Origin of the sequence: Escherichia sp. F1 (genome assembly GCF_046764225.1) — a bacterium.
In the GTDB taxonomy this organism is placed as follows: domain Bacteria; phylum Pseudomonadota; class Gammaproteobacteria; order Enterobacterales; family Enterobacteriaceae; genus Escherichia; species Escherichia coli.
In genome coordinates this window covers 4,593,968-4,615,037 of sequence record NZ_CP177202.1, presented here as the reverse complement: position 1 = coordinate 4,615,037, position 21,070 = coordinate 4,593,968, and the positions used below count along the sequence as shown (strand labels likewise).

Here is a 21,070-nt window from a genome sequence, read left to right as displayed (position 1 = left end):
AGTCATTGCATCTGTGGCTTGAAGTATGAAGGGATTTACCATAACCACACTCCGGTGTGGTTATTCTGCCCCTCTGGAGAAGAGTCGTGAAGCGACCTGCACTCATTCTTATCTGCCTGCTATTACAGGCCTGTTCAGCCACGACTAAAGAGCTGGGCAATTCACTGTGGGACAGTCTGTTCGGCACGCCAGGCGTACAGCTGACGGACGATGATATTCAAAATATGCCCTACGCCAGCCAGTACATGCAGCTTAATGGCGGACCGCAGTTATTTGTGGTGCTGGCCTTCGCTGAAGACGGACAACAAAAATGGGTCACTCAGGATCAGGCCACTCTCGTCACACAACATGGTCGTCTGGTGAAGACTTTGCTTGGCGGCGACAACCTGATTGAAGTGAATAACCTTGCTGCCGACCCGCTGATTAAACCCGCACAAATTGTTGATGGTGCAACATGGATGCGCACGATGGGCTGGACCGAGTACCAGCAGGTACGCTACGCCACCGCACGCTCAGTCTTCAAATGGGATGGCACCGATACCGTCAAAGTCGGCAGCGATGAAACTCCGGTTCGCGTGCTGGACGAAGAAGTCTCCACCGACCAGGCGCGCTGGCATAACCGCTATTGGATCGACAGCGAAGGGCAAATTCGCCAGTCGGAACAGTATCTCGGCGCGGATTATTTCCCGGTGAAAACCACTCTCATCAAGGCGGCAAAACAATGATTAAACAAACTATTGTCGCATTGATTTTGAGTGTGGGGGCGTCATCGGTCTTCGCGGCAGGAACCGTCAAGGTGTTCAACAATGGCAGCAGTGAGGCCAAAACGCTAACGGGTGCAGAGCATTTAATCGATCTGGTAGGCCAACCACGGCTGGCAAACAGTTGGTGGCCCGGTGCGGTGATTAGCGAAGAGCTGGCAACGGCGGCAGCATTGCGTCAGCAGCAGGCGTTGCTGACACGGCTGGCAGAACTAACCGCAGACTCCAGCGCCGACGATGCCGCTGCGATTAACGCCTTACGCCAGCAAATTCAGGCGTTGAAAGTGACGGGCAGGCAAAAAATCAATCTTGATCCCGATATCGTCCGCGTTGCCGAACGCGGTAACCCGCCGTTGCAGGGCAACTACACGCTGTGGGTCGGACCACCGCCGTCCACGGTCATGTTGTTCGGGCTTATCAGCCGTCCTGGCAAGCAGTCATTCACTCCAGGTCGCGACGTGGCGAGCTATCTCTCCGGCCAGAACCTGCTTAGCGGTGCGGATCGCAGCTACGCGTGGGTGGTTTACCCGGACGGACGCACGCAAAAAGCGCCGGTGGCTTACTGGAACAAGCGTCACGTAGAGCCGATGCCCGGCAGCATTATTTATGTTGGCCTCGCGGACTCCGTCTGGAGTGAGACGCCTGATGCCCTTAACGCCGACATTCTTCAGACTCTGACGCAGCGGATACCTCAATAATGAAAAAAAGACATCTGCTTAGCTTACTGGCGCTGGGCATTAGCACAGCTTGCTACGGCGAAACATATCCTGCGCCCATTGGTCCGTCGCAGTCGGATTTCGGTGGCGTAGGATTATTACAAACGCCCACCGCGCGCATGGCGCGGGAAGGGGAGTTGAGCCTGAACTATCGAGATAACGATCAGTACCGTTATTACTCAGCTTCAGTGCAACTCTTCCCGTGGCTGGAAACAACGCTGCGTTACACCGACGTGCGCACCCGGCAGTACAGCAGCGTCGAAGCGTTCTCTGGCGATCAAACGTATAAAGATAAAGCCTTCGATCTCAAACTGCGTTTGTGGGAAGAGAGTTACTGGCTGCCGCAAGTGGCGGTTGGTGCGCGGGATATCGGCGGTACGGGGCTGTTTGATGCGGAATATCTTGTTGCCAGCAAAGCCTGGGGACCGTTCGATTTTACGCTCGGCCTGGGCTGGGGATATCTGGGCACCAGCGGTAATGTGAAAAATCCGCTCTGTTCAGCCAGTGATAAATATTGCTATCGCGATAACAGCTACAAACAGGCGGGATCTATCGACGGTAGCCAGATGTTCCACGGCCCGGCCTCACTGTTTGGCGGCGTGGAATACCAGACGCCCTGGCAACCGCTGCGCCTGAAACTGGAGTATGAAGGTAATAATTATCAGCAGGATTTTGCCGGGAAGCTGGAGCAAAAAAGTAAGTTTAACGTCGGGGCGATTTATCGCGTTACCGATTGGGCCGACGTTAACCTTAGCTATGAACGTGGCAACACCTTTATGTTTGGCATCACGCTGCGCACCAACTTTAACGATCTGCGCCCGTCCTACAATGATAACGCCCGCCCGCAATATCAACCGCAGCCACAGGATGCCATTTTGCAGCACTCGGTGGTGGCGAATCAGTTAACGTTGCTGAAATACAACGCCGGACTTGCCGATCCGCAGATCCAGGCGAAAGGCGATACGCTGTATGTTACCGGCGAACAGGTGAAATATCGTGATTCGCGCGAAGGGATCATCCGTGCTAATCGGATCGTGATGAATGATCTGCCGGATGGGATCAAGACGATCCGCGTTACGGAAAATCGCCTTAACATGCCGCAGGTGACGACGGAAACGGATGTCGCCAGCCTGAAAAATCATCTCGCCGGAGAGCCTTTGGGCCACGAAACGACGCTGGCGCAAAAACGCGTCGAGCCAGTGGTTCCGCAGTCCACCGAGCAGGGCTGGTATATCGACAAATCGCGCTTTGATTTCCATATCGATCCGGTGCTGAACCAGTCGGTCGGTGGCCCGGAAAACTTTTACATGTATCAGCTGGGCGTGATGGGAACGGCAGATTTGTGGCTGACGGACCATCTGCTGACCACCGGCAGCCTGTTTGCAAATCTTGCCAACAACTACGACAAGTTTAACTACACCAATCCGCCGCAGGACTCGCACTTACCGCGCGTTCGTACCCATGTGCGCGAGTATGTGCAGAACGATGTCTATGTGAATAACCTGCAAGCCAACTACTTCCAGCATCTGGGCAACGGCTTCTACGGTCAGGTCTATGGAGGTTATCTCGAAACCATGTTTGGCGGTGCGGGGGCAGAAGTGTTGTATCGCCCGCTGGACAGCAACTGGGCGTTTGGTGTGGATGCCAACTACGTTAAACAGCGCGACTGGCGTAGTGCAAAAGATATGATGAAATTCACCGACTACAGCGTGAAAACCGGACATCTGACCGCCTACTGGACGCCATCTTTCGCTCAGGATGTGTTAGTGAAAGCGAGCGTCGGGCAGTATCTGGCAGGGGATAAAGGCGGCACGCTGGAGATCGCTAAACGCTTTGACAGCGGTGTGGTGGTGGGTGGCTATGCCACGATCACGAATGTTTCGAAAGAGGAGTACGGCGAAGGGGACTTCACCAAAGGCGTGTATGTCTCTGTACCGTTGGATCTCTTCTCGTCTGGCCCGACACGCAGCCGTGCGGCGATTGGCTGGACGCCGCTGACGCGTGACGGTGGTCAGCAACTTGGACGTAAGTTCCAGTTGTATGACATGACCAGCGACCGTAGCGTGAATTTCCGCTAAGTCATGGGAAAGGTGCCAGTTTTCGCACTCACTGGCACCTTTATTCTTAATGGCCTGTCGAGCCATCAGGAACGCAGTTCACCCCCGGTTTGCGATCTGGTGTGTAAAGGCGAAAACATTCTGTCTTCCTGTCCGTCGATATCGGTTGCAGGTCTGGTTGCCTGAGCGACTGGGCCATCATTGGGCTGGAGACATTGCTTTGCGGTAGGTCGGTTTTATCAGCAGTACCGAGCGGACCAGCATAAGCAGGAAGAACAGAGACTGATAACATCAAAGCAGCAAAATAAGGCTTCATTTTTACCACCTTTATCAGGTTACGTTTCATTTGTTCCAGAGGAACATTGTCGATTTTTCGCGCATTGCTGGTGGCTGGGAATCACCTGAATGGGTGATTTTTTTGGGCTGTGTGTTTTGTCAGATGAGACGTTGATGGGAGATGCCCACTTAATCGAGCTGAACAAAACATACACAAAAAATATAGATCTCCGTCACATTTTTGCGTTATACAGGAAGCTCGCCACTGTGAAGGAGGTACTGCTATGACGTCACTCTCTCGTCCGCGCGTGGAGTTTATCTCCACCATTTTGCAGACCGTACTCAATCTTGGCCTGCTGTGCCTCGGCCTTATTTTGGTTGTCTTCCTCGGCAAAGAAACGGTGCATCTGGCTGATGTGCTGTTCGCGCCAGAACAAACCAGCAAATATGAGCTGGTAGAAGGGCTGGTGGTTTACTTTCTCTATTTCGAATTTATCGCGCTGATTGTGAAGTACTTTCAGTCCGGTTTTCACTTCCCGCTACGTTACTTTGTCTATATTGGGATCACCGCCATTGTGCGCTTGATCATCGTCGATCATAAATCGCCACTGGATGTGTTGATCTACTCGGCAGCGATCCTGTTGCTGGTGATCACCCTGTGGTTATGTAATTCGAAACGGTTGAAGCGGGAGTAAAAAAAGGCGCTCCGTGGAGCGCCGAATAACAGTCACAAGTTGGGATAACGTAAGTTGAGGGTGCAGCGGCATAACATTGGCAGAACAACATCTTTAACCTTTCACACCACCTGCCGTCAGGCCGTTGACCAGCCAGCGTTGAGCCAGCAAGAAGACGATGGTGATCGGTAATGCAGACATCACGGCAGCGGCGGCAAAGTCACCCCACAGGTAGTTTTGCGGGTTGAGGTATTGCTGCATCCCCACGGCCAGGGTGTAGCTGTTTACGTCACGCAGTAACAGCGACGCGACCGGAACTTCAGTAATGGCAGCGATAAACGACAGGATGAATACCACCGCCAGAATCGGTACTGACAGCGGCAACAGGACAAGGCGGAAGGCCTGCCACGGTGTCGCACCATCCAGCGCCGCCGCTTCTTCCAGCGAACTATCGATGGTTTCGAAATAGCCTTTGATGGTCCAGACATGCAGCGCAATCCCACCCAGATACGCGAAAATTACGCCGCCGTGAGTATTCAGGCCAATGAATGGAATGTACTCACCCAGACGATCAAACAACGCATACAACGCGACCAGTGAAAGTACTGCCGGGAACATCTGGAAAATCAGCATTCCTTTCAGCAGCGTCGCTTTGCCTGGAAAGCGCATACGGGCGAAAGCGTAGGCGCAGGTGGTGGAGAGCGCCACAATGCCAATCGCGGAAATCCCGGCGACCTTTACCGAGTTCCACAGCCACAGCAGTACTGGGAATGGCGGTGGCGTAATGCGACCATCAGCCTGTTCCACGCTAAAACCTAACGCCAGTTTCCAGTGATCCCAGGAGATTTGCTCCGGGATCAGGCTGCCAGTCGCGAAGTTTCCCTGACGCAGCGAGATAGCGACGACCATCAGCAGCGGGAACATAATCGCCGCGATAAAAAGTAGCAGTAGCAGGTGAGTAATAAACAAACGTGCTTTTTGCGATTTCGGTTGGACCATTGCCATTTTTGTTATCTCCCTTAATCAAACTTCATTCGCGTGGCTTTCAGGTTCACTATCGCCAGCGCACCCACCAGCAGGAAGATCAGCGTGGCAATTGCTGCTGCCAAACCGAAGTCCTGACCCCCGCCGCCTTCAAAAGCGATGCGGTAGGTGTAGTTAACAAGCAGGTCGGTATAACCGGCTGGCGTGGTCGTGCCAAGACGATCCGGGCCGCCGTTGGTTAACAGTTGAATCAGCACGAAGTTGTTAAAGTTAAAGGCAAAGCTGGCGATCATCAGCGGCGTCAGCGGTTTAATCAGCAGCGGCAGCGTAATCTTAAAGAAGTTCTGGAATGGACCTGCGCCATCCATTGCTGAGGCTTCATACAAATCGTCCGGAATCGCTTTCAGCAAGCCCATGCAGAGGATCATCATGTACGGATAACCCAGCCAGGTATTGACGATAATCAGCATCGTTCGGGCGGTGGTCGGATCGCTGAACCAGGCGGGCTTCACGCCAAACAGCGCGCTCAACATCATGTTGATCTCACCGAAGCTCTGGTTAAACAACCCTTTGAAAATCAAGATTGAAATGAACGATGGCACCGCGTAGGGCAGAATCAGCAGGACGCGATAGACCGCTTTGCCGCGCAACGCTTCCCACTGCACCAGACACGCCAGAACCATGCCGACCGCCACCGTTAAAAAGACGGTGATCAGCGAGAACACCACGGTCCAAACGAAAATGGCGAGGAACGGTTTCTGAATGCCTTCGTCGGTAAAGACGCGGGTAAAGTTTTTCCAGCCGGTGGTCACGGTGTAACCGGGGCTTAGCTTTTCATCGCCCCAGTTGCCGTCGGCGGTAATGGACTGGTAAAAGCCAATTTGGTTATTCGGACGATATTTCACGCCGCTCTGATTATTCGTCAACGTACCGTCACCGTCGAGTGTGTAGAGCGGCTGCGTGCCAGAAAACTGGCGCAGGGAGCTCATCATCACTTTGTTGCCATCCGGCAGAATGGCGGTAATGTCACTCAGCGCCTGACGATTCTGGGTAATCACGCGCAGATTCGCGCGTTCGCCTTCAGGCTGGGCGGCCGTTTCTTTCAGCTGCAGTTTTTGCTCGCCGCCAAATTTAAATGCGTCGGAGAGATAATTTTTGCCGGTTTCGCCGTCGCTGAGCGCCAGTTGCCACTCATCGCCCGCCGGGTAAAGACCAAAATTATAGGTTTTGCCTGCTTGCCAGGAGCGATCTAGCAACACTTCCTGCGCACGTTCAAAAGTCAGCTGGTTAGTGCTGCTGTAGTTGGTGAAGGCAATGGCGATGGTGCAGACCAGAGGGAAGAGGACGAATAATCCCATTCCAGCCATTCCCGGGTAAACATAGCGCCAGGCGTAGGCTTTACGATTGGCGAAAATATACAGCCCCGCTGAACTCAATATCAGCGTGGTAATGGCGAACAGGTATTCCCCTTGTGCGTACATTAAAACAACAAGGTAACCCACCAGCAGGCCGAGCAGACCTAGCACTGACCATTTCAGCGCGTCGCTTTGCCACCAATGTTTCTTTTTAATGACATCCATGGGGTTCTTCCTCATTCCAGGACGGATAAGGCTTTCACGCCTTATCCGACAACAACTGCCTGATGCGACGCTGACGCGCCTTACCAGGCCTACATACGTTTCGGTTTTGTAGGCCGGACAAGGCGTTCACGCCGCATCCGGCATTTCACAGCATTACTTGGTGATACGAGTCTGCGCGTCTTTCAGGGCTTCATCGACAGTCTGACGACCGCTGGCGGCGTTGATCACCGCAGTACGCACGGCATACCAGAAAGCGGACATCTGCGGGATGTTCGGCATGATTTCACCTTTCTGGGCGTTTTCCATGGTGGCGGCAATACGTGGATCTTTCGCCAACTCTTCCTCGTAAGACTTCAGCGCCACTGCACCCAGCGGTTTATCTTTATTAACCGCTTCCAGACCTTCGTCAGTCAGCAGATAGTTTTCGAGGAACTCTTTCGCCAGCTCTTTGTTCGGACTGGCGGCGTTAATACCTGCGCTCAGCACGCCAACGAACGGTTTGGATGGATGACCCTTGAAGGTCGGCAGTACCGTTACACCATAATTCACTTTGCTGGTGTCGATGTTGGACCATGCCCACGGGCCGTTGATGGTCATCGCTGTTTCGCCTTTATTAAAGGCAGCTTCTGCGATGGAGTAATCGGTGTCTGCATTCATGTGTTTGTTTTTAATCAGGTCAACCAGGAAGGTCAGACCCGCTTTCGCGCCAGCGTTATCCACGCCCACGTCTTTAATGTCGTACTTGCCGTTTTCATACTTGAACGCATAACCCCCGTCAGCAGCAATCAGCGGCCAGGTGAAGTACGGTTCTTGCAGGTTGAACATCAGCGCGCTCTTACCTTTCGCTTTCAGTTCTTTATCCAGCGCCGGGATCTCTTCCCAGGTTTTTGGCGGGTTCGGCAGCAGATCTTTGTTATAAATCAGTGATAACGCTTCAACAGCGATCGGGTAAGCAATCAGCTTGCCGTTGTAACGTACGGCATCCCAGGTAAACGGATACAGCTTGTCCTGGAACGCTTTGTCCGGGGTGATTTCAGCCAACAGGCCAGATTGAGCGTAGCCACCAAAGCGGTCGTGCGCCCAGAAGATAATGTCAGGGCCATCGCCAGTTGCCGCAACCTGAGGGAATTTCTCTTCCAGTTTATCCGGATGCTCAACGGTGACTTTAATTCCGGTATCTTTCTCGAATTTCTTACCGACTTCAGCGAGACCGTTATAGCCTTTATCGCCGTTAATCCAGATTACCAGTTTACCTTCTTCGATTTTGGCGAGAGCCGAGGCGGAAAACATCATCGTCGTTAATGCGGATAATGCGAGGATGCGTGCACCTGTTTTTATTTTCATAATCTATGGTCCTTGTTGGTGAAGTGCTCGTGAAAACACCTAAACGGACTCTAGTTTCTTTATACAGCAACCTCTTTCCATCCTCCTTGCCCCTACGCCCCACCGTTGCTTTGTGTGATCTCTGTTACAGAATTGGCGGTAATGTGGAGATGCGCACATAAAATCGCCACGATTTTTGCAAGCAACATCACGAAATTCCTTACATGACCTCGGTTTAGTTCACAGAAGCCGCGTTCTCATCCTCCCGCCTCCTCCCCCATAAAAAAGCCAGGGGGTGGAGGATTTAAGCCATCTCCTGATGACGCATAGTCAGCCCATCATGAATGTTGCTGTCGATGACAGGTTGTTACAAAGGGAGAAGGGCATGGCGAGCGTACAGCTGCAAAATGTAACGAAAGCCTGGGGCGAGGTCGTGGTATCGAAAGATATCAATCTCGATATCCATGAAGGTGAATTCGTGGTGTTTGTCGGACCGTCTGGCTGCGGTAAATCGACTTTACTGCGCATGATTGCCGGGCTTGAGACGATCACCAGCGGCGACCTGTTCATCGGTGAGAAACGGATGAATGACACTCCGCCAGCAGAACGCGGCGTTGGTATGGTGTTTCAGTCTTACGCGCTCTATCCCCACCTGTCAGTAGCAGAAAACATGTCATTTGGCCTGAAACTGGCAGGCGCAAAAAAAGAGGTGATTAACCAACGCGTCAACCAGGTGGCGGAAGTGCTGCAACTGGCGCATTTGCTGGATCGCAAACCGAAAGCGCTCTCCGGTGGTCAGCGTCAGCGTGTGGCGATTGGCCGTACGCTGGTGGCCGAGCCAAGCGTATTTTTGCTCGATGAACCGCTCTCCAACCTCGATGCTGCACTGCGTGTGCAAATGCGTATCGAAATCTCCCGTCTGCATAAACGCCTGGGCCGCACAATGATTTACGTCACCCACGATCAGGTCGAAGCGATGACGCTGGCCGACAAAATCGTGGTGCTGGACGCCGGTCGCGTGGCACAGGTTGGGAAACCGCTGGAACTGTACCACTATCCGGCAGACCGTTTTGTCGCCGGATTTATCGGTTCGCCAAAGATGAACTTCCTGCCGGTAAAAGTGACCGCCACTGCAATCGATCAAGTGCAGGTGGAGCTGCCGATGCCAAATCGTCAGCAAGTCTGGCTGCCTGTTGAAAGCCGTGATGTCCAGGTTGGAGCCAATATGTCGCTGGGTATTCGCCCGGAACATCTACTGCCGAGTGATATCGCTGACGTCATCCTTGAGGGTGAAGTTCAGGTCGTCGAGCAACTCGGCAACGAAACCCAAATCCATATCCAGATCCCTTCCATTCGTCAAAACCTGGTGTACCGCCAGAACGACGTGGTGTTGGTAGAAGAAGGTGCCACATTCGCTATCGGCCTGCCGCCAGAGCGTTGCCATCTGTTCCGTGAGGATGGCACTGCATGTCGTCGACTGCATAAGGAGCCGGGCGTTTAAGCACCCCCACAAAACACACAAAGCCTGTCACAGGTGATGTGAAAAAAGAAAAGCAATGACTCAGGAGATAGAATGATGATTACTCTGCGCAAACTTCCTCTGGCGGTTGCCGTCGCAGCGGGCGTAATGTCTGCTCAGGCAATGGCTGTTGATTTCCACGGCTATGCACGTTCCGGTATTGGCTGGACAGGTAGCGGCGGTGAACAACAGTGTTTCCAGACTACCGGTGCTCAAAGTAAATACCGTCTTGGCAACGAATGTGAAACTTATGCTGAATTAAAATTGGGTCAGGAAGTGTGGAAAGAGGGCGATAAGAGCTTCTATTTCGACACTAACGTGGCCTATTCCGTCGCACAACAGAATGACTGGGAAGCTACCGATCCGGCCTTCCGTGAAGCAAACGTACAGGGTAAAAACCTGATCGAATGGCTGCCAGGTTCCACCATCTGGGCAGGTAAGCGCTTCTACCAACGTCATGACGTTCATATGATCGACTTCTACTACTGGGATATTTCTGGTCCTGGTGCCGGTCTGGAAAACATCGATGTTGGCTTCGGTAAACTCTCTCTGGCAGCAACCCGCTCCTCTGAAGCAGGTGGTTCTTCCTCTTTCGCCAGCAACAATATTTATGACTATACCAACGAAACCGCGAACGACGTTTTCGATGTGCGTTTAGCGCAGATGGAAATCAACCCGGGCGGCACATTAGAACTGGGTGTCGACTACGGTCGTGCCAACCTGCGTGATAACTATCGTCTGGTTGATGGCGCATCGAAAGACGGCTGGTTATTCACTGCTGAACATACTCAGAGTGTCCTGAAGGGCTTTAACAAGTTTGTTGTTCAGTACGCTACTGACTCGATGACCTCGCAGGGTAAAGGTCTGTCGCAGGGTTCTGGCGTCGCGTTTGATAACGAAAAATTTGCCTACAATATCAACAACAACGGTCACATGCTGCGTATCCTCGACCACGGTGCGATCTCCATGGGCGACAACTGGGACATGATGTACGTGGGTATGTACCAGGATATCAACTGGGATAACGACAACGGCACCAAGTGGTGGACCGTCGGTATTCGCCCGATGTACAAGTGGACGCCAATCATGAGCACCGTGATGGAAATCGGCTACGACAACGTCGAATCCCAGCGCACCGGCGACAAGAACAATCAGTACAAAATTACCCTTGCACAACAATGGCAGGCTGGCGACAGCATCTGGTCACGCCCGGCTATTCGTGTCTTCGCAACCTACGCCAAGTGGGATGAGAAATGGGGTTATGACTACACCGGTAACGCCAATACCAACACTAACTTCGGCAAAGCCGTTCCTGCTGATTTCAACGGCGGCAGCTTCGGCCGTGGTGACAGCGACGAGTGGACCTTCGGTGCCCAGATGGAAATCTGGTGGTAATAGCAAAAACTGGGCCGGATAAGGTGCTTGCGCCGCATCCGGCATAAAAACAGGTTGTCATTATCTGAAAGGGGCGCAAGCCCCTCTGATTATCGGGTTTAGCGCGCTATTGCCTGGCTACCGCTGAGCTCCAGATTTTGAGGTGAAAACAATGAAAATGAATAAAAGTCTCATCGCCCTCTGTTTATCAGCAGGGTTACTGGCAAGCGCGCCTGGAATCAGCCTTGCCGATGTTAACTACGTACCGCAAAACACCAGCGACGCGCCAGCCATTCCATCTGCCGCGCTGCAACAACTCACCTGGACACCGGTCGATCAATCTAAAACCCAGACCACCCAACTGGCGACCGGCGGCCAACAACTGAACGTTCCCGGCATCAGTGGGCCGGTTGCTGCGTACAGCGTCCCGGCAAACATTGGCGAACTGACACTGACGCTGACCAGCGAAGTGAACAAACAAACCAGCGTATTTGCGCCGAACGTGCTGATTCTTGATCAGAACATGACCCCATCAGCCTTCTTCCCAAGCAGTTATTTCACCTACCAGGAACCAGGCGTGATGAGTGCAGATCGGCTGGAAGGTGTTATGCGCCTGACACCGGCGTTGGGGCAGCAAAAACTTTATGTTCTGGTCTTTACCACGGAAAAAGATCTCCAGCAGACGACTCAACTGCTCGACCCGGCTAAAGCCTATGCCAAAGGCGTCGGTAACTCGATCCCGGATATTCCTGACCCGGTTGCTCGTCATACCACCGATGGCTTACTGAAACTGAAAGTCAAAACGAACTCCAGTTCCAGCGTGTTGGTTGGGCCTCTATTTGGTTCTTCCGCTCCAGCTCCGGTTACGGTAGGCAACACGGCGGCACCAGCTGTGGCTGCACCCGCTCCGGCACCGGTGAAGAAAAGCGAGCCGATGCTCAACGACACGGAAAGTTATTTTAATACCGCGATCAAAAACGCTGTCGCGAAAGGTGATGTTGATAAGGCGTTAAAACTGCTTGATGAAGCTGAACGCCTGGGGTCAACATCTGCCCGTTCCACCTTTATCAGCAGTGTAAAAGGCAAGGGGTAATTACGCCCCACAGTGCTGATTTTGCAACAACTGGTGCGTCTCCTGGCGCACCTTTTTTTATGCTTCATTCCTGGGATATGAGCGATTTTTTATAGTACTTCACTTCTTCTTCACTAAGAATATCCATTATCTCAATGCCTTATCAGAGATTCTTTTCCTTTCGCCGGTAGTGTCTGGACGCTCAGGCTACTTTTCCAGGTTATTTTATTTCTGTAATACAGAGGTTTTATGATAGGTCATATCACAAATTCTGGCGGCAATAACTCTTTGATGAAACATGATGTGGTGCAAGGAAATAATAAATTAGATCTTGATTTACTACGTAATTTTAATGGGGTACCAGGGTTAAATCGAGAAAATTTTATTTATATCAGCAATATATTTTTAAATATAAAACAACGGAACGAAAAAAATCATGCAATAAATATGTTTCGTGAAGTCTCAATCAGTAATGATATTATAAGCGTAAAATTTTATAGAAATGAAAAAATAGAATGTGCTTGTGATTTTATGATGGATAAAGATGCGCAGGGGTATATCGACCTGTCTGATTTGGATTTAACAAGTTGCCATTTTAAAGGTGACGTTATTTCGGAGGTGTCTTTTTTATCGTCAAATCTACAACATGCAACTTTCGAATGTAAAGACATTGAGAATTGCAATTTTATTAAGGCAACAGTTAATAATGTCATATTTAAATGTCGACGTTTACACAATGTGATTTTTCTCAAAACGAGTGGCGAATGTGTTGATTTTAGCCAAAATATTCTTGATACAGTTGACTTCTCGCAGAGTCAACTTGGTCATAGTAATTTTCGCGAATGTCAGATTAAAAATTCAAACTTCGATAATTGTTATCTTTATGCTTCGCACTTCACCAGAGCAGAATTTCTTTCTGACAAAGAAATATCATTTATTAAATCGAATTTGACAGCTGTTATGTTTGATCATGTGCGAATGTCGACAGGGAATTTTAAAGATTGCATTACAGAACGATTGGAATTAACTATTGATTATTCAGATATATTTGGGAATGAAGATCTTGATGGTTATATCAATAACATTATAAAAATGATTGATACATTGCCAGATAATGCAATGATATTGAAATCCGTTCTGGCAGTAAAATTGGTGATGCAATTAAAAATTCTTAATATTGTTAATAAAAACTTTATTGAGAATATGAAGAAAATATTTAGCCATTGCCCTTATATAAAAGATCCAATTATACGTAGTTATATCCATTCTGATGAAGATAACACGTTCGATATTTTTATGCGTCAACATCGATTCAGTAAAGTGAATTTCGATACCCAACAGATGATCGTTTTTATTAACAGATTTAATATGAATAAAGGGCTGATTGATCAAAATAACAATTTTTTTATCCAACTTATCGATCAGGCTCTACGATCAACGGATGATACGATCAAAGCAAATGCCTGGCATCTTTATAAAGAGTGGATTCGTAGTGATGATGTTTCACCTATCTTTATAGAAACTGAAGATAATTTAAGAACCTTTAACACGAATGAACTAACACGAAACGATAATATCTTCATCTTGTTCTCCTCTGTCGATGATGGGCCAGTTATGGTGGTAAGCTCCCAGCGCTTACATGATATGTTGAATCCTACAAAAGATACCCGTTGGAATTCCACGTATATCTATAAATCCAGACATGAGATGTTGCCTGTTAATCTTACTTCGGAAACACTTTTCGGCTCCAAATCTCATGGTAAACATGCGCTTTTTCCCCTTTTTACTGCGAGTTGGCAAGCTACTCGTATAAAGAATAAAGGTGTTTAAGTAGAGGAAAACATCACCGTTCCTGCTTCCTGGGCGGTGATGCCCCTATGGTTGCCCTCGCCAGCACGGGCATCGGCAAAGCGTAAGGTTCAACAGCGTTTTACCACTTCATGCGATTGTTGCGTTTTTGTTGCGCATTAGATCACTTAATTTGCTTTACATCTCCCGTAAACACTTTTCTGCGATACAATGCCTTTACGTTATGTAACGGAGAGTTCGGCATGTCACACCCCGCGTTAACGCAACTGCGTGCGCTGCGCTATTTTAAAGAGATCCCTGCCCTGGATCCGCAACTGCTCGACTGGCTGTTGCTGGAAGATTCCATGACAAAACGTTTTGAACAGCAGGGAAAAACGGTGAGCGTGACGATGATCCGCGAAGGGTTTGTCGAGCAGAATGAAATCCCCGAAGAACTGCCGCTGCTGCCGAAAGAGTCTCGTTACTGGTTACGTGAAATTTTGTTATGTGCCGATGGTGAACCGTGGCTTGCCGGTCGTACCGTCGTTCCTGTGTCAACGTTAAGCGGGCCGGAGCTGGCGTTACAAAAATTGGGTAAAACGCCGTTAGGACGCTATCTGTTCACATCATCGACATTAACCCGGGACTTTATTGAGATAGGCCGTGATGCCGGACTGTGGGGGCGACGTTCCCGCCTGCGATTAAGCGGTAAACCGCTGTTGCTAACAGAACTGTTTTTACCGGCGTCACCGTTGTACTAAGAGGAAAAAAATATGGAGTGGAGTCTGACGCAGAATAAGCTGCTGGCGTTTCATCGCTTAATGCGTACGGATAAGCCAATTGGCGCGTTACTGCTGCTCTGGCCAACATTATGGGCGTTGTGGGTGGCGACACCGGGCGTTCCCCAGCTCTGGATCCTGGCGGTGTTTGTCGCGGGTGTCTGGCTGATGCGCGCTGCCGGATGTGTGGTGAATGATTATGCTGACCGCAAGTTTGATGGTCATGTTAAGCGCACGGCGAACCGACCACTTCCCAGCGGTGCGGTAACGGAGAAAGAGGCGCGCGCGCTGTTTGTCGTGCTGGTACTGATTTCATTTTTACTGGTGCTGACGCTGAATACGATGACTATTCTGTTGTCGATTGCCGCGCTGGCGTTGGCGTGGGTGTACCCGTTTATGAAGCGGTATACCCATCTACCGCAAGTGGTGCTGGGGGCGGCGTTTGGCTGGTCGATTCCAATGGCTTTTGCCGCTGTGAGTGAGTCGGTGCCGTTGAGTTGCTGGTTAATGTTCCTCGCCAATATTCTCTGGGCGGTGGCTTACGATACGCAGTATGCGATGGTTGACCGCGATGATGATGTGAAGATTGGCATTAAATCCACCGCAATCCTGTTCGGCCAATACGATAAATTGATTATTGGTATTTTGCAGATTGGCGTACTGGCGTTGATGGCGATCATCGGTGAGTTAAATGGCTTAGGCTGGGGATATTACTGGTCAATTCTGGTAGCTGGCGCGCTGTTTGTTTATCAACAAAAACTGATTGCCAACCGCGAGCGTGAAGCCTGCTTTAAAGCATTTATGAATAATAACTATGTTGGTCTGGTACTGTTTTTAGGGCTGGCAATGAGTTACTGGCATTTCTGATGATGTAAAAAAGCCGGATGATCATCCGGCTTTCTTCTGGGTTGCCTGATGCGCTGCGCTTCTCAGGCCTACACAACATATCGCAATTTATTGAATTTGCAGATCATGGAAGGCCGAATAAGGCGTTTGCGCCGCATCCGGCAATTCTCACTGATTACCCTTCGCCCTGCGTCGCACTCTCAATCGTCAAACGCACGTCTGATGTAATTAACTCCGCCAGCAACTGATACACCTTCATCGTTTCTGCCGGTTCGGCGTCGCCGCTATCGCTGATATACCCTTCATCACGCAGTGTCAGCACCAGAGAACTGAACACCGCCTTGTCGAAGAACTCCGGCGCGTTGATACCGTGCAGCACGGAGAGACGTTGCGCGACGGTGCGGCTCTCTTTCTCCAGCGTACCGCGGTTGATCGACGGGTTGGCGCTCAACAGCCAAAAAGTGATGGCATAACGTTGCAGCGTTTCGCGCGCGCCTGCGGCCAGCAGCTGTAGCGTGCGAGAATGCGCCGGGTTGATATGCAACTCATCATCTTGCAGGGTAATCAGCCCCTGACGTTGCATCTCATTTGCCAGCGCATCAATAACGTCCGGCAACTCGTCGCGATCCCAGCGCAGGAACAGCTCCGCTTTCAGCATTGGGTAAAGCACATTGACGTGCTCCATCAATACGTCGCGGGAGATGTGGCGATGCTGGGTGGCAATTGCCGCCATCAGCGAAGGCAGCACCAACATATGCGCAATGTTGTTGCGATAGTAGGTCATCAGCACCGCTTGCTCGCGCGGCAGAATGATGATGTCGCCGATCGTGTCTTTCTCGACTTCAAACTTGTTCATTTGCAGCGCGTGATCGATAAGCTCGCTGGCGCTGGCTGAAGGAACGGTAGAGTCCGTGGAGTAAGGCACATTGCGCATCAGATCCAGGTAGCAGTTGAGTTGCTCGGTTAACTGCTCGCGGGTGAGTGAGCGCTGACGTGACGCCAGAAGCGCAGTACAGCACAGGTTCATGGCGTTTGCCGCGCCTGCGTTGTTAATGCGTACCATCAGATCGGCAGCAATATTATTGACCGTCGGCGTTAACCAAGCCGGACGCACCGCTTCGATGGGATCGATAGATTCACGCCAGTCTGGTACGTGCTGGTTAAGGTAGGTCATCAACGGCATTGGTTCACCGAAGTTGACGTAACCCTGACCGAGATTACGCAGCTTGCTTAAACCGCGCAGCATCTGCGGCAGGCTCTCTTTCTCTTTCGTCGCACCGCGCAGTTCTTTGGCGTAAGTACCCACTTCCATGACGTGCTCATAACCGATATAGATCGGAATCAGCGTAATCGGACGAGTGCCGCCACGCAGCATCGCCTGAATGGTCATCGACAGCGTACCGGTTTTCGGATCCAGCAAACGCCCCGTACGGGAACGACCGCCTTCTACGAAATACTCGACGGAATAACCACGGCTGAACAGTTCGCCGAGATACTCACGGAAAACGGTGGAATAAAGTTTATTGCCTTTAAACGTACGGCGAATAAAGAACGCCCCCAGACGGCGGAAAATCGGCCCAGCCGGCCAGAAGTTCAGGTTGATCCCGGCGGCGATATGCGGCGGCACCAGCCCCTGGTGATACAGCACGTAAGAAAGCAGCAGGTAGTCCATGTGGCTGCGGTGGCAAGGCACATATACCAGCTCATGACCGTCGTGGGCCAGCTGGCGAACGCGCTCGGCGTTATGGACGTTGATGCCCTGGTAAAGGCGGTTCCAGGTGAAGCCCAGAATGCGGTCAGTCAGGCGGATCATCTCGTAAGAGAAATTCGCCGCAATCTCTTCCATCAGCGCAATCGCGTTCTGCTGCGCTTTTTCATGGGAGATTTTTTTGCTGCGCGCTTCATCTTCTACCGCTTTGGCAATGGCGCGGGAGGCGAGCAGCTTATTAAACAGATCCTGACGAGCAGGCAAACGTGGGCCTACGGCAGCCAGACGTTGACGGGCAAAGTGCATACGCGCCACGCGCGCCAGTTTCTGAGCGATAGTTTTATCTGTGCCGTGTTCATCGGCCATGCGGCGCAGAGAAACTGACGGCGAGAAACGCACAAAACTGTCGCGACCGAGCCACAGTACGGCGAAAAATTTCTGTACGCCGTTAAGCATACGCAGCGGCGGGTTTACTTCGCCTTTTTCACGCCCCGGCGCGCGACCAAACATCACCGATACTGGCACCATCTGCACATCCAGATTTGGGTTGCTACGGTGCAAGTCGAGATAGTCGTGGAACAGCTTAATAGACTCTTCTTTCGGCGTGTAATAGGTGAATACACGCGGCCCGCCGTGAATGAACACATAGCGCGGCAGTAGCGTGCCGTCGATTTCCAGCGGCTCTAACGGGTCAGGCAAGTCATGAGCCAGACACTGGGCGCGCAACGTCAGCAAATCTGCTTTCGAGTTGTACGGTAAAACGTACATAATTGGACGAGAAGTATCCAGCCCCAGTTCCGGGGCAGGATCTGCCGGAATAGACTTGCTTTTTACCAGGATGCTTAATGGTAAATTCAGTAATTTGTAGTAAATTCGTGGCCAGCCGGACATAAACGATGTAAAGCCTCTGGTTAATAATGCAAATGCGCGGCAAGGATAGCAGAAAGTCATGGGAAATTCTGTGGTATCCGCTCATGTTTCGCGCGGCGTTACGCAAACCCGAATCATCGGATTTAACGGTACACTGATATTGACGCTCATAATGTAAAAAGGTTCTTTCAATGGCCAATAATACCACTGGATTCACCCGAATTATCAAAGCTGCTGGCTATTCCTGGAAAGGTTTACGCGCTGCATGGATCAACGAAGCGGCATTCCGTCAGGAAGGCGTAGCGGTATTGTTGGCGGTTGTCATCGCCTGCTGGCTGGATGTGGACGCGATTACCCGCGTGCTGCTTATCAGCTCCGTGATGCTGGTGATGATTGTGGAAATTCTCAATAGCGCCATCGAAGCCGTGGTTGACCGAATTGGCTCTGAATACCATGAGCTTTCCGGACGCGCTAAAGATATGGGATCCGCCGCGGTGCTGATTGCGATTATCGTCGCCGTGATTACCTGGTGCATCCTGTTATGGTCGCATTTTGGATAACCCTTCCAGATTTCGATAAATCTCTGGTTTATTGTGCAGTTTATGGTTCCAAAATCGCCTTTTGCTGTATATACTCACAGCATAACTGTATATACACCCAGGGGGCGGAATGAAAGCGTTAACGGCCAGGCAACAAGAGGTGTTTGATCTCATCCGTGATCACATCAGCCAGACAGGTATGCCGCCGACGCGTGCGGAAATCGCGCAGCGTTTGGGGTTCCGTTCCCCAAACGCGGCTGAAGAACATCTGAAGGCGCTGGCACGCAAAGGCGTTATTGAAATTGTTTCCGGCGCATCACGCGGGATTCGTCTGTTGCAGGAAGAGGAAGAAGGGTTGCCGCTGGTAGGTCGAGTGGCTGCCGGTGAACCGCTTCTGGCGCAACAGCATATTGAAGGTCATTATCAGGTCGATCCTTCCTTGTTCAAGCCGAATGCTGATTTCCTGCTGCGCGTCAGCGGGATGTCGATGAAAGATATCGGCATTATGGATGGCGACTTGCTGGCAGTGCATAAAACTCAGGATGTACGTAACGGTCAGGTCGTTGTCGCACGTATTGATGACGAAGTTACCGTTAAGCGCCTGAAAAAACAGGGCAATAAAGTCGAACTATTGCCAGAAAACAGCGAGTTTAAACCAATTGTCGTTGACCTTCGTCAGCAGAGCTTCACCATTGAAGGGCTGGCGGTTGGGGTTATTCGCAACGGCGACTGGCTGTAACATATCTCTGAGACCGCGATGCCGCCTGGCGTCGCGGTTTGTTTTTCATCTCTCTTCATCAGGCTTGTCTGCATGGCATTCCTCACTTCATCTGATAAAGCACTCTGGCATCTCGCCTTACCCATGATTTTCTCCAATATCACCGTTCCGTTGTTGGGGCTGGTCGATACGGCGGTAATTGGTCATCTTGATAGTCCGGTTTATTTGGGCGGCGTGGCGGTTGGTGCAACGGCGACCAGCTTTCTCTTTATGCTGTTGCTGTTTTTGCGCATGAGCACTACCGGGCTGACTGCGCAGGCTTATGGTGCCAAAAATCCTCAGGCATTAGCCCGTGCGCTGGTGCAACCGTTGCTGTTGGCGTTGGGGGCCGGGGCGTTAATTGCGCTGTTGCGTACGCCGATTATCGATCTGGCGCTGCATATTGTTGGCGGTAGTGAAGCGGTCCTGAAACAGGCGCGGCGCTTTCTTGAAATCCGCTGGTTAAGCGCTCCGGCGTCGCTGGCGAATCTGGTATTACTCGGTTGGTTACTCGGCGTGCAATATGCCCGTGCGCCAGTAATTTTGTTAGTGGTCGGCAATATCCTCAACATTGTGCTGGATGTCTGGCTGGTGATGGGGCTGCATATGAACGTGCAGGGCGCGGCGCTGGCGACGGTTATTGCGGAATATGCAACATTGCTGATTGGTCTGCTAATGGTGCGTAAAATCCTCAAACTACGCGGAATCTCCGGCGAAATGCTGAAAACTGCCTGGCGAGGAAACTTCCGTCGCTTGCTGGCGCTTAACCGCGATATCATGCTGCGCTCGCTGTTGTTGCAACTCTGTTTCGGCGCGATCACCGTACTTGGCGCGCGACTGGGGAGTGACATTATCGCTGTTAACGCGGTTCTGATGACGCTACTCACCTTTACCGCCTATGCGCTGGATGGTTTTGCCTACGCGGTTGAAGCACATTCTGGTCAGGCGTACGGTGCGCGCGACGGTAGCCAGTTACTGGATGTCTGGCGGGCAGCGTGCCGCCAGTCGGGGATTGTAGCGTTACTGTTTTCGGCGGTTTATTTGCTGGCAGGGGAACACATCATTGCATTGCTGACGTCGTTAACCCAGATTCAGCAGCTGGCCGACCGCTATCTTATCTGGCAGGTGATTTTGCCGTTGGTCGGCGTCTGGTGTTATCTGCTCGACGGCATGTTTATAGGTGCAACGCGCGCCGCCGAAATGCGTAACAGTATGGCGGTGGCCGCCGCAGGTTTTGCGCTGACGCTCCTTACGCTGCCGTGGCTGGGGAATCATGGTTTGTGGCTGGCGTTAACCGTCTTTCTGGCGTTGCGCGGGCTTTCTCTGGCGGCTATCTGGCGGCGTCACTGGCGCAACGGTACCTGGTTTGCCGCAACGTGACGGTTAAAAATTCTGAATAAATTATCCTAAGCCAAATTGCTGACTACACTTAATCTCACGTTCAGAA

General features: G+C 51.3%; 18 protein-coding genes. 13 read left to right on the top strand and 5 right to left on the bottom strand.

The genetic code is table 11. The annotated features are described in order from the left end of the window. Window positions 1–86: 86 nt before the first annotated feature. Genes ACK8NJ_RS22135 through ACK8NJ_RS22125 form a run of 3 tightly spaced genes read left to right on the top strand, consistent with a single transcriptional unit; the run spans window position 87 to window position 3,555 of the window. Window positions 87–725: a YjbF family lipoprotein gene (locus tag ACK8NJ_RS22135; RefSeq protein ID WP_187179218.1), complete on the top strand. Its 639-nt coding sequence runs from the start codon at window positions 87–89 to the stop codon at window positions 723–725. Continuing rightward, window positions 722–1,459 (top strand): capsule biosynthesis GfcC D2 domain-containing protein, encoded by a 738-nt coding sequence (locus tag ACK8NJ_RS22130; protein WP_411961984.1) that lies wholly within the window; start codon window positions 722–724, stop codon window positions 1,457–1,459. Before ACK8NJ_RS22135 ends, ACK8NJ_RS22130 begins: the two co-directional genes overlap by 4 nt. Then, on the top strand, window positions 1,459–3,555 hold the full coding sequence (locus ACK8NJ_RS22125) for a YjbH domain-containing protein (protein WP_411961983.1): 2,097 nt from the start codon (window positions 1,459–1,461) through the stop codon (window positions 3,553–3,555). Before ACK8NJ_RS22130 ends, ACK8NJ_RS22125 begins: the two co-directional genes overlap by 1 nt. Before the next feature lie 46 nt (window positions 3,556–3,601). Here the strand turns inward: ACK8NJ_RS22125 and ACK8NJ_RS22120 are convergent, their stop codons facing one another. Further along, entirely contained in the window at window positions 3,602–3,880 is a 279-nt protein-coding gene (locus ACK8NJ_RS22120; RefSeq protein WP_001328330.1) for a hypothetical protein, read from the bottom strand. Between the two features lie 214 nt (window positions 3,881–4,094). Between ACK8NJ_RS22120 and psiE the strand changes: the two genes are divergently transcribed. Continuing rightward, window positions 4,095–4,505, top strand: a complete 411-nt coding sequence (gene psiE / locus ACK8NJ_RS22115) for a phosphate-starvation-inducible protein PsiE (RefSeq protein WP_000202902.1) — start codon at window positions 4,095–4,097, stop codon at window positions 4,503–4,505. Between the two features lie 93 nt (window positions 4,506–4,598). Here psiE and malG read toward each other — a convergent pair whose 3' ends face one another. From malG to malE, 3 genes are all read right to left on the bottom strand, one after another. Further along, window positions 4,599–5,489, bottom strand: coding sequence for a maltose ABC transporter permease MalG (malG, locus tag ACK8NJ_RS22110; RefSeq protein ID WP_001252058.1), 891 nt, complete (start codon window positions 5,487–5,489; stop codon window positions 4,599–4,601). A gap of 14 nt (window positions 5,490–5,503) precedes the next feature. Next, on the bottom strand, window positions 5,504–7,048 hold the full coding sequence (gene malF, locus ACK8NJ_RS22105; RefSeq protein WP_001353545.1) for a maltose ABC transporter permease MalF: 1,545 nt from the start codon (window positions 7,046–7,048) through the stop codon (window positions 5,504–5,506). A gap of 153 nt (window positions 7,049–7,201) precedes the next feature. Beyond that, window positions 7,202–8,392, bottom strand: a complete 1,191-nt coding sequence (gene malE / locus ACK8NJ_RS22100) for a maltose/maltodextrin ABC transporter substrate-binding protein MalE (protein ID WP_000695381.1) — start codon at window positions 8,390–8,392, stop codon at window positions 7,202–7,204. Window positions 8,393–8,756: 364 nt separating this feature from the next. Between malE and malK the strand changes: the two genes are divergently transcribed. The 6 genes from malK to ubiA all read left to right on the top strand — a co-directional run bounded on the left by malK (window position 8,757) and on the right by ubiA (window position 15,770). After that, complete coding sequence (gene malK / locus ACK8NJ_RS22095; protein ID WP_000179165.1) at window positions 8,757–9,872, top strand: maltose/maltodextrin ABC transporter ATP-binding protein MalK; 1,116 nt, start codon at window positions 8,757–8,759, stop codon at window positions 9,870–9,872. Window positions 9,873–9,944: 72 nt separating this feature from the next. Beyond that, entirely contained in the window at window positions 9,945–11,285 is a 1,341-nt protein-coding gene (gene lamB, locus ACK8NJ_RS22090) for a maltoporin LamB (protein ID WP_000973665.1), read from the top strand. Between the two features lie 151 nt (window positions 11,286–11,436). Then, entirely contained in the window at window positions 11,437–12,357 is a 921-nt protein-coding gene (gene malM, locus ACK8NJ_RS22085) for a maltose operon protein MalM (protein WP_000783444.1), read from the top strand. A 228-nt stretch (window positions 12,358–12,585) separates the two neighbouring features. Next, complete coding sequence (locus tag ACK8NJ_RS22080) at window positions 12,586–14,166, top strand: SopA family protein (RefSeq protein ID WP_411961981.1); 1,581 nt, start codon at window positions 12,586–12,588, stop codon at window positions 14,164–14,166. A gap of 221 nt (window positions 14,167–14,387) precedes the next feature. Next, the gene (gene ubiC / locus ACK8NJ_RS22075; protein WP_001295693.1) at window positions 14,388–14,885 is read left to right on the top strand and encodes a chorismate lyase; all 498 of its coding nucleotides are present in this window, start codon (window positions 14,388–14,390) and stop codon (window positions 14,883–14,885) included. A gap of 12 nt (window positions 14,886–14,897) precedes the next feature. Continuing rightward, on the top strand, window positions 14,898–15,770 hold the full coding sequence (gene ubiA / locus ACK8NJ_RS22070; protein WP_000455227.1) for a 4-hydroxybenzoate octaprenyltransferase: 873 nt from the start codon (window positions 14,898–14,900) through the stop codon (window positions 15,768–15,770). 154 nt (window positions 15,771–15,924) lie between these two features. Here ubiA and plsB read toward each other — a convergent pair whose 3' ends face one another. Further along, window positions 15,925–18,348 (bottom strand): glycerol-3-phosphate 1-O-acyltransferase PlsB, encoded by a 2,424-nt coding sequence (plsB, locus tag ACK8NJ_RS22065; RefSeq protein WP_187209709.1) that lies wholly within the window; start codon window positions 18,346–18,348, stop codon window positions 15,925–15,927. A gap of 170 nt (window positions 18,349–18,518) precedes the next feature. Between plsB and dgkA the strand changes: the two genes are divergently transcribed. From dgkA to dinF, 3 genes are all read left to right on the top strand, one after another. Further along, window positions 18,519–18,887 (top strand): diacylglycerol kinase, encoded by a 369-nt coding sequence (gene dgkA / locus ACK8NJ_RS22060; protein WP_000002907.1) that lies wholly within the window; start codon window positions 18,519–18,521, stop codon window positions 18,885–18,887. A 109-nt stretch (window positions 18,888–18,996) separates the two neighbouring features. Continuing rightward, window positions 18,997–19,605, top strand: coding sequence for a transcriptional repressor LexA (gene lexA / locus ACK8NJ_RS22055; protein WP_000646078.1), 609 nt, complete (start codon window positions 18,997–18,999; stop codon window positions 19,603–19,605). A 72-nt stretch (window positions 19,606–19,677) separates the two neighbouring features. Further along, a complete protein-coding gene (gene dinF, locus ACK8NJ_RS22050; protein WP_411961980.1) occupies window positions 19,678–21,003 on the top strand; it encodes an MATE family efflux transporter DinF in 1,326 nt (441 codons plus the stop codon). The last annotated feature ends 67 nt before the right edge of the window (window positions 21,004–21,070 follow it).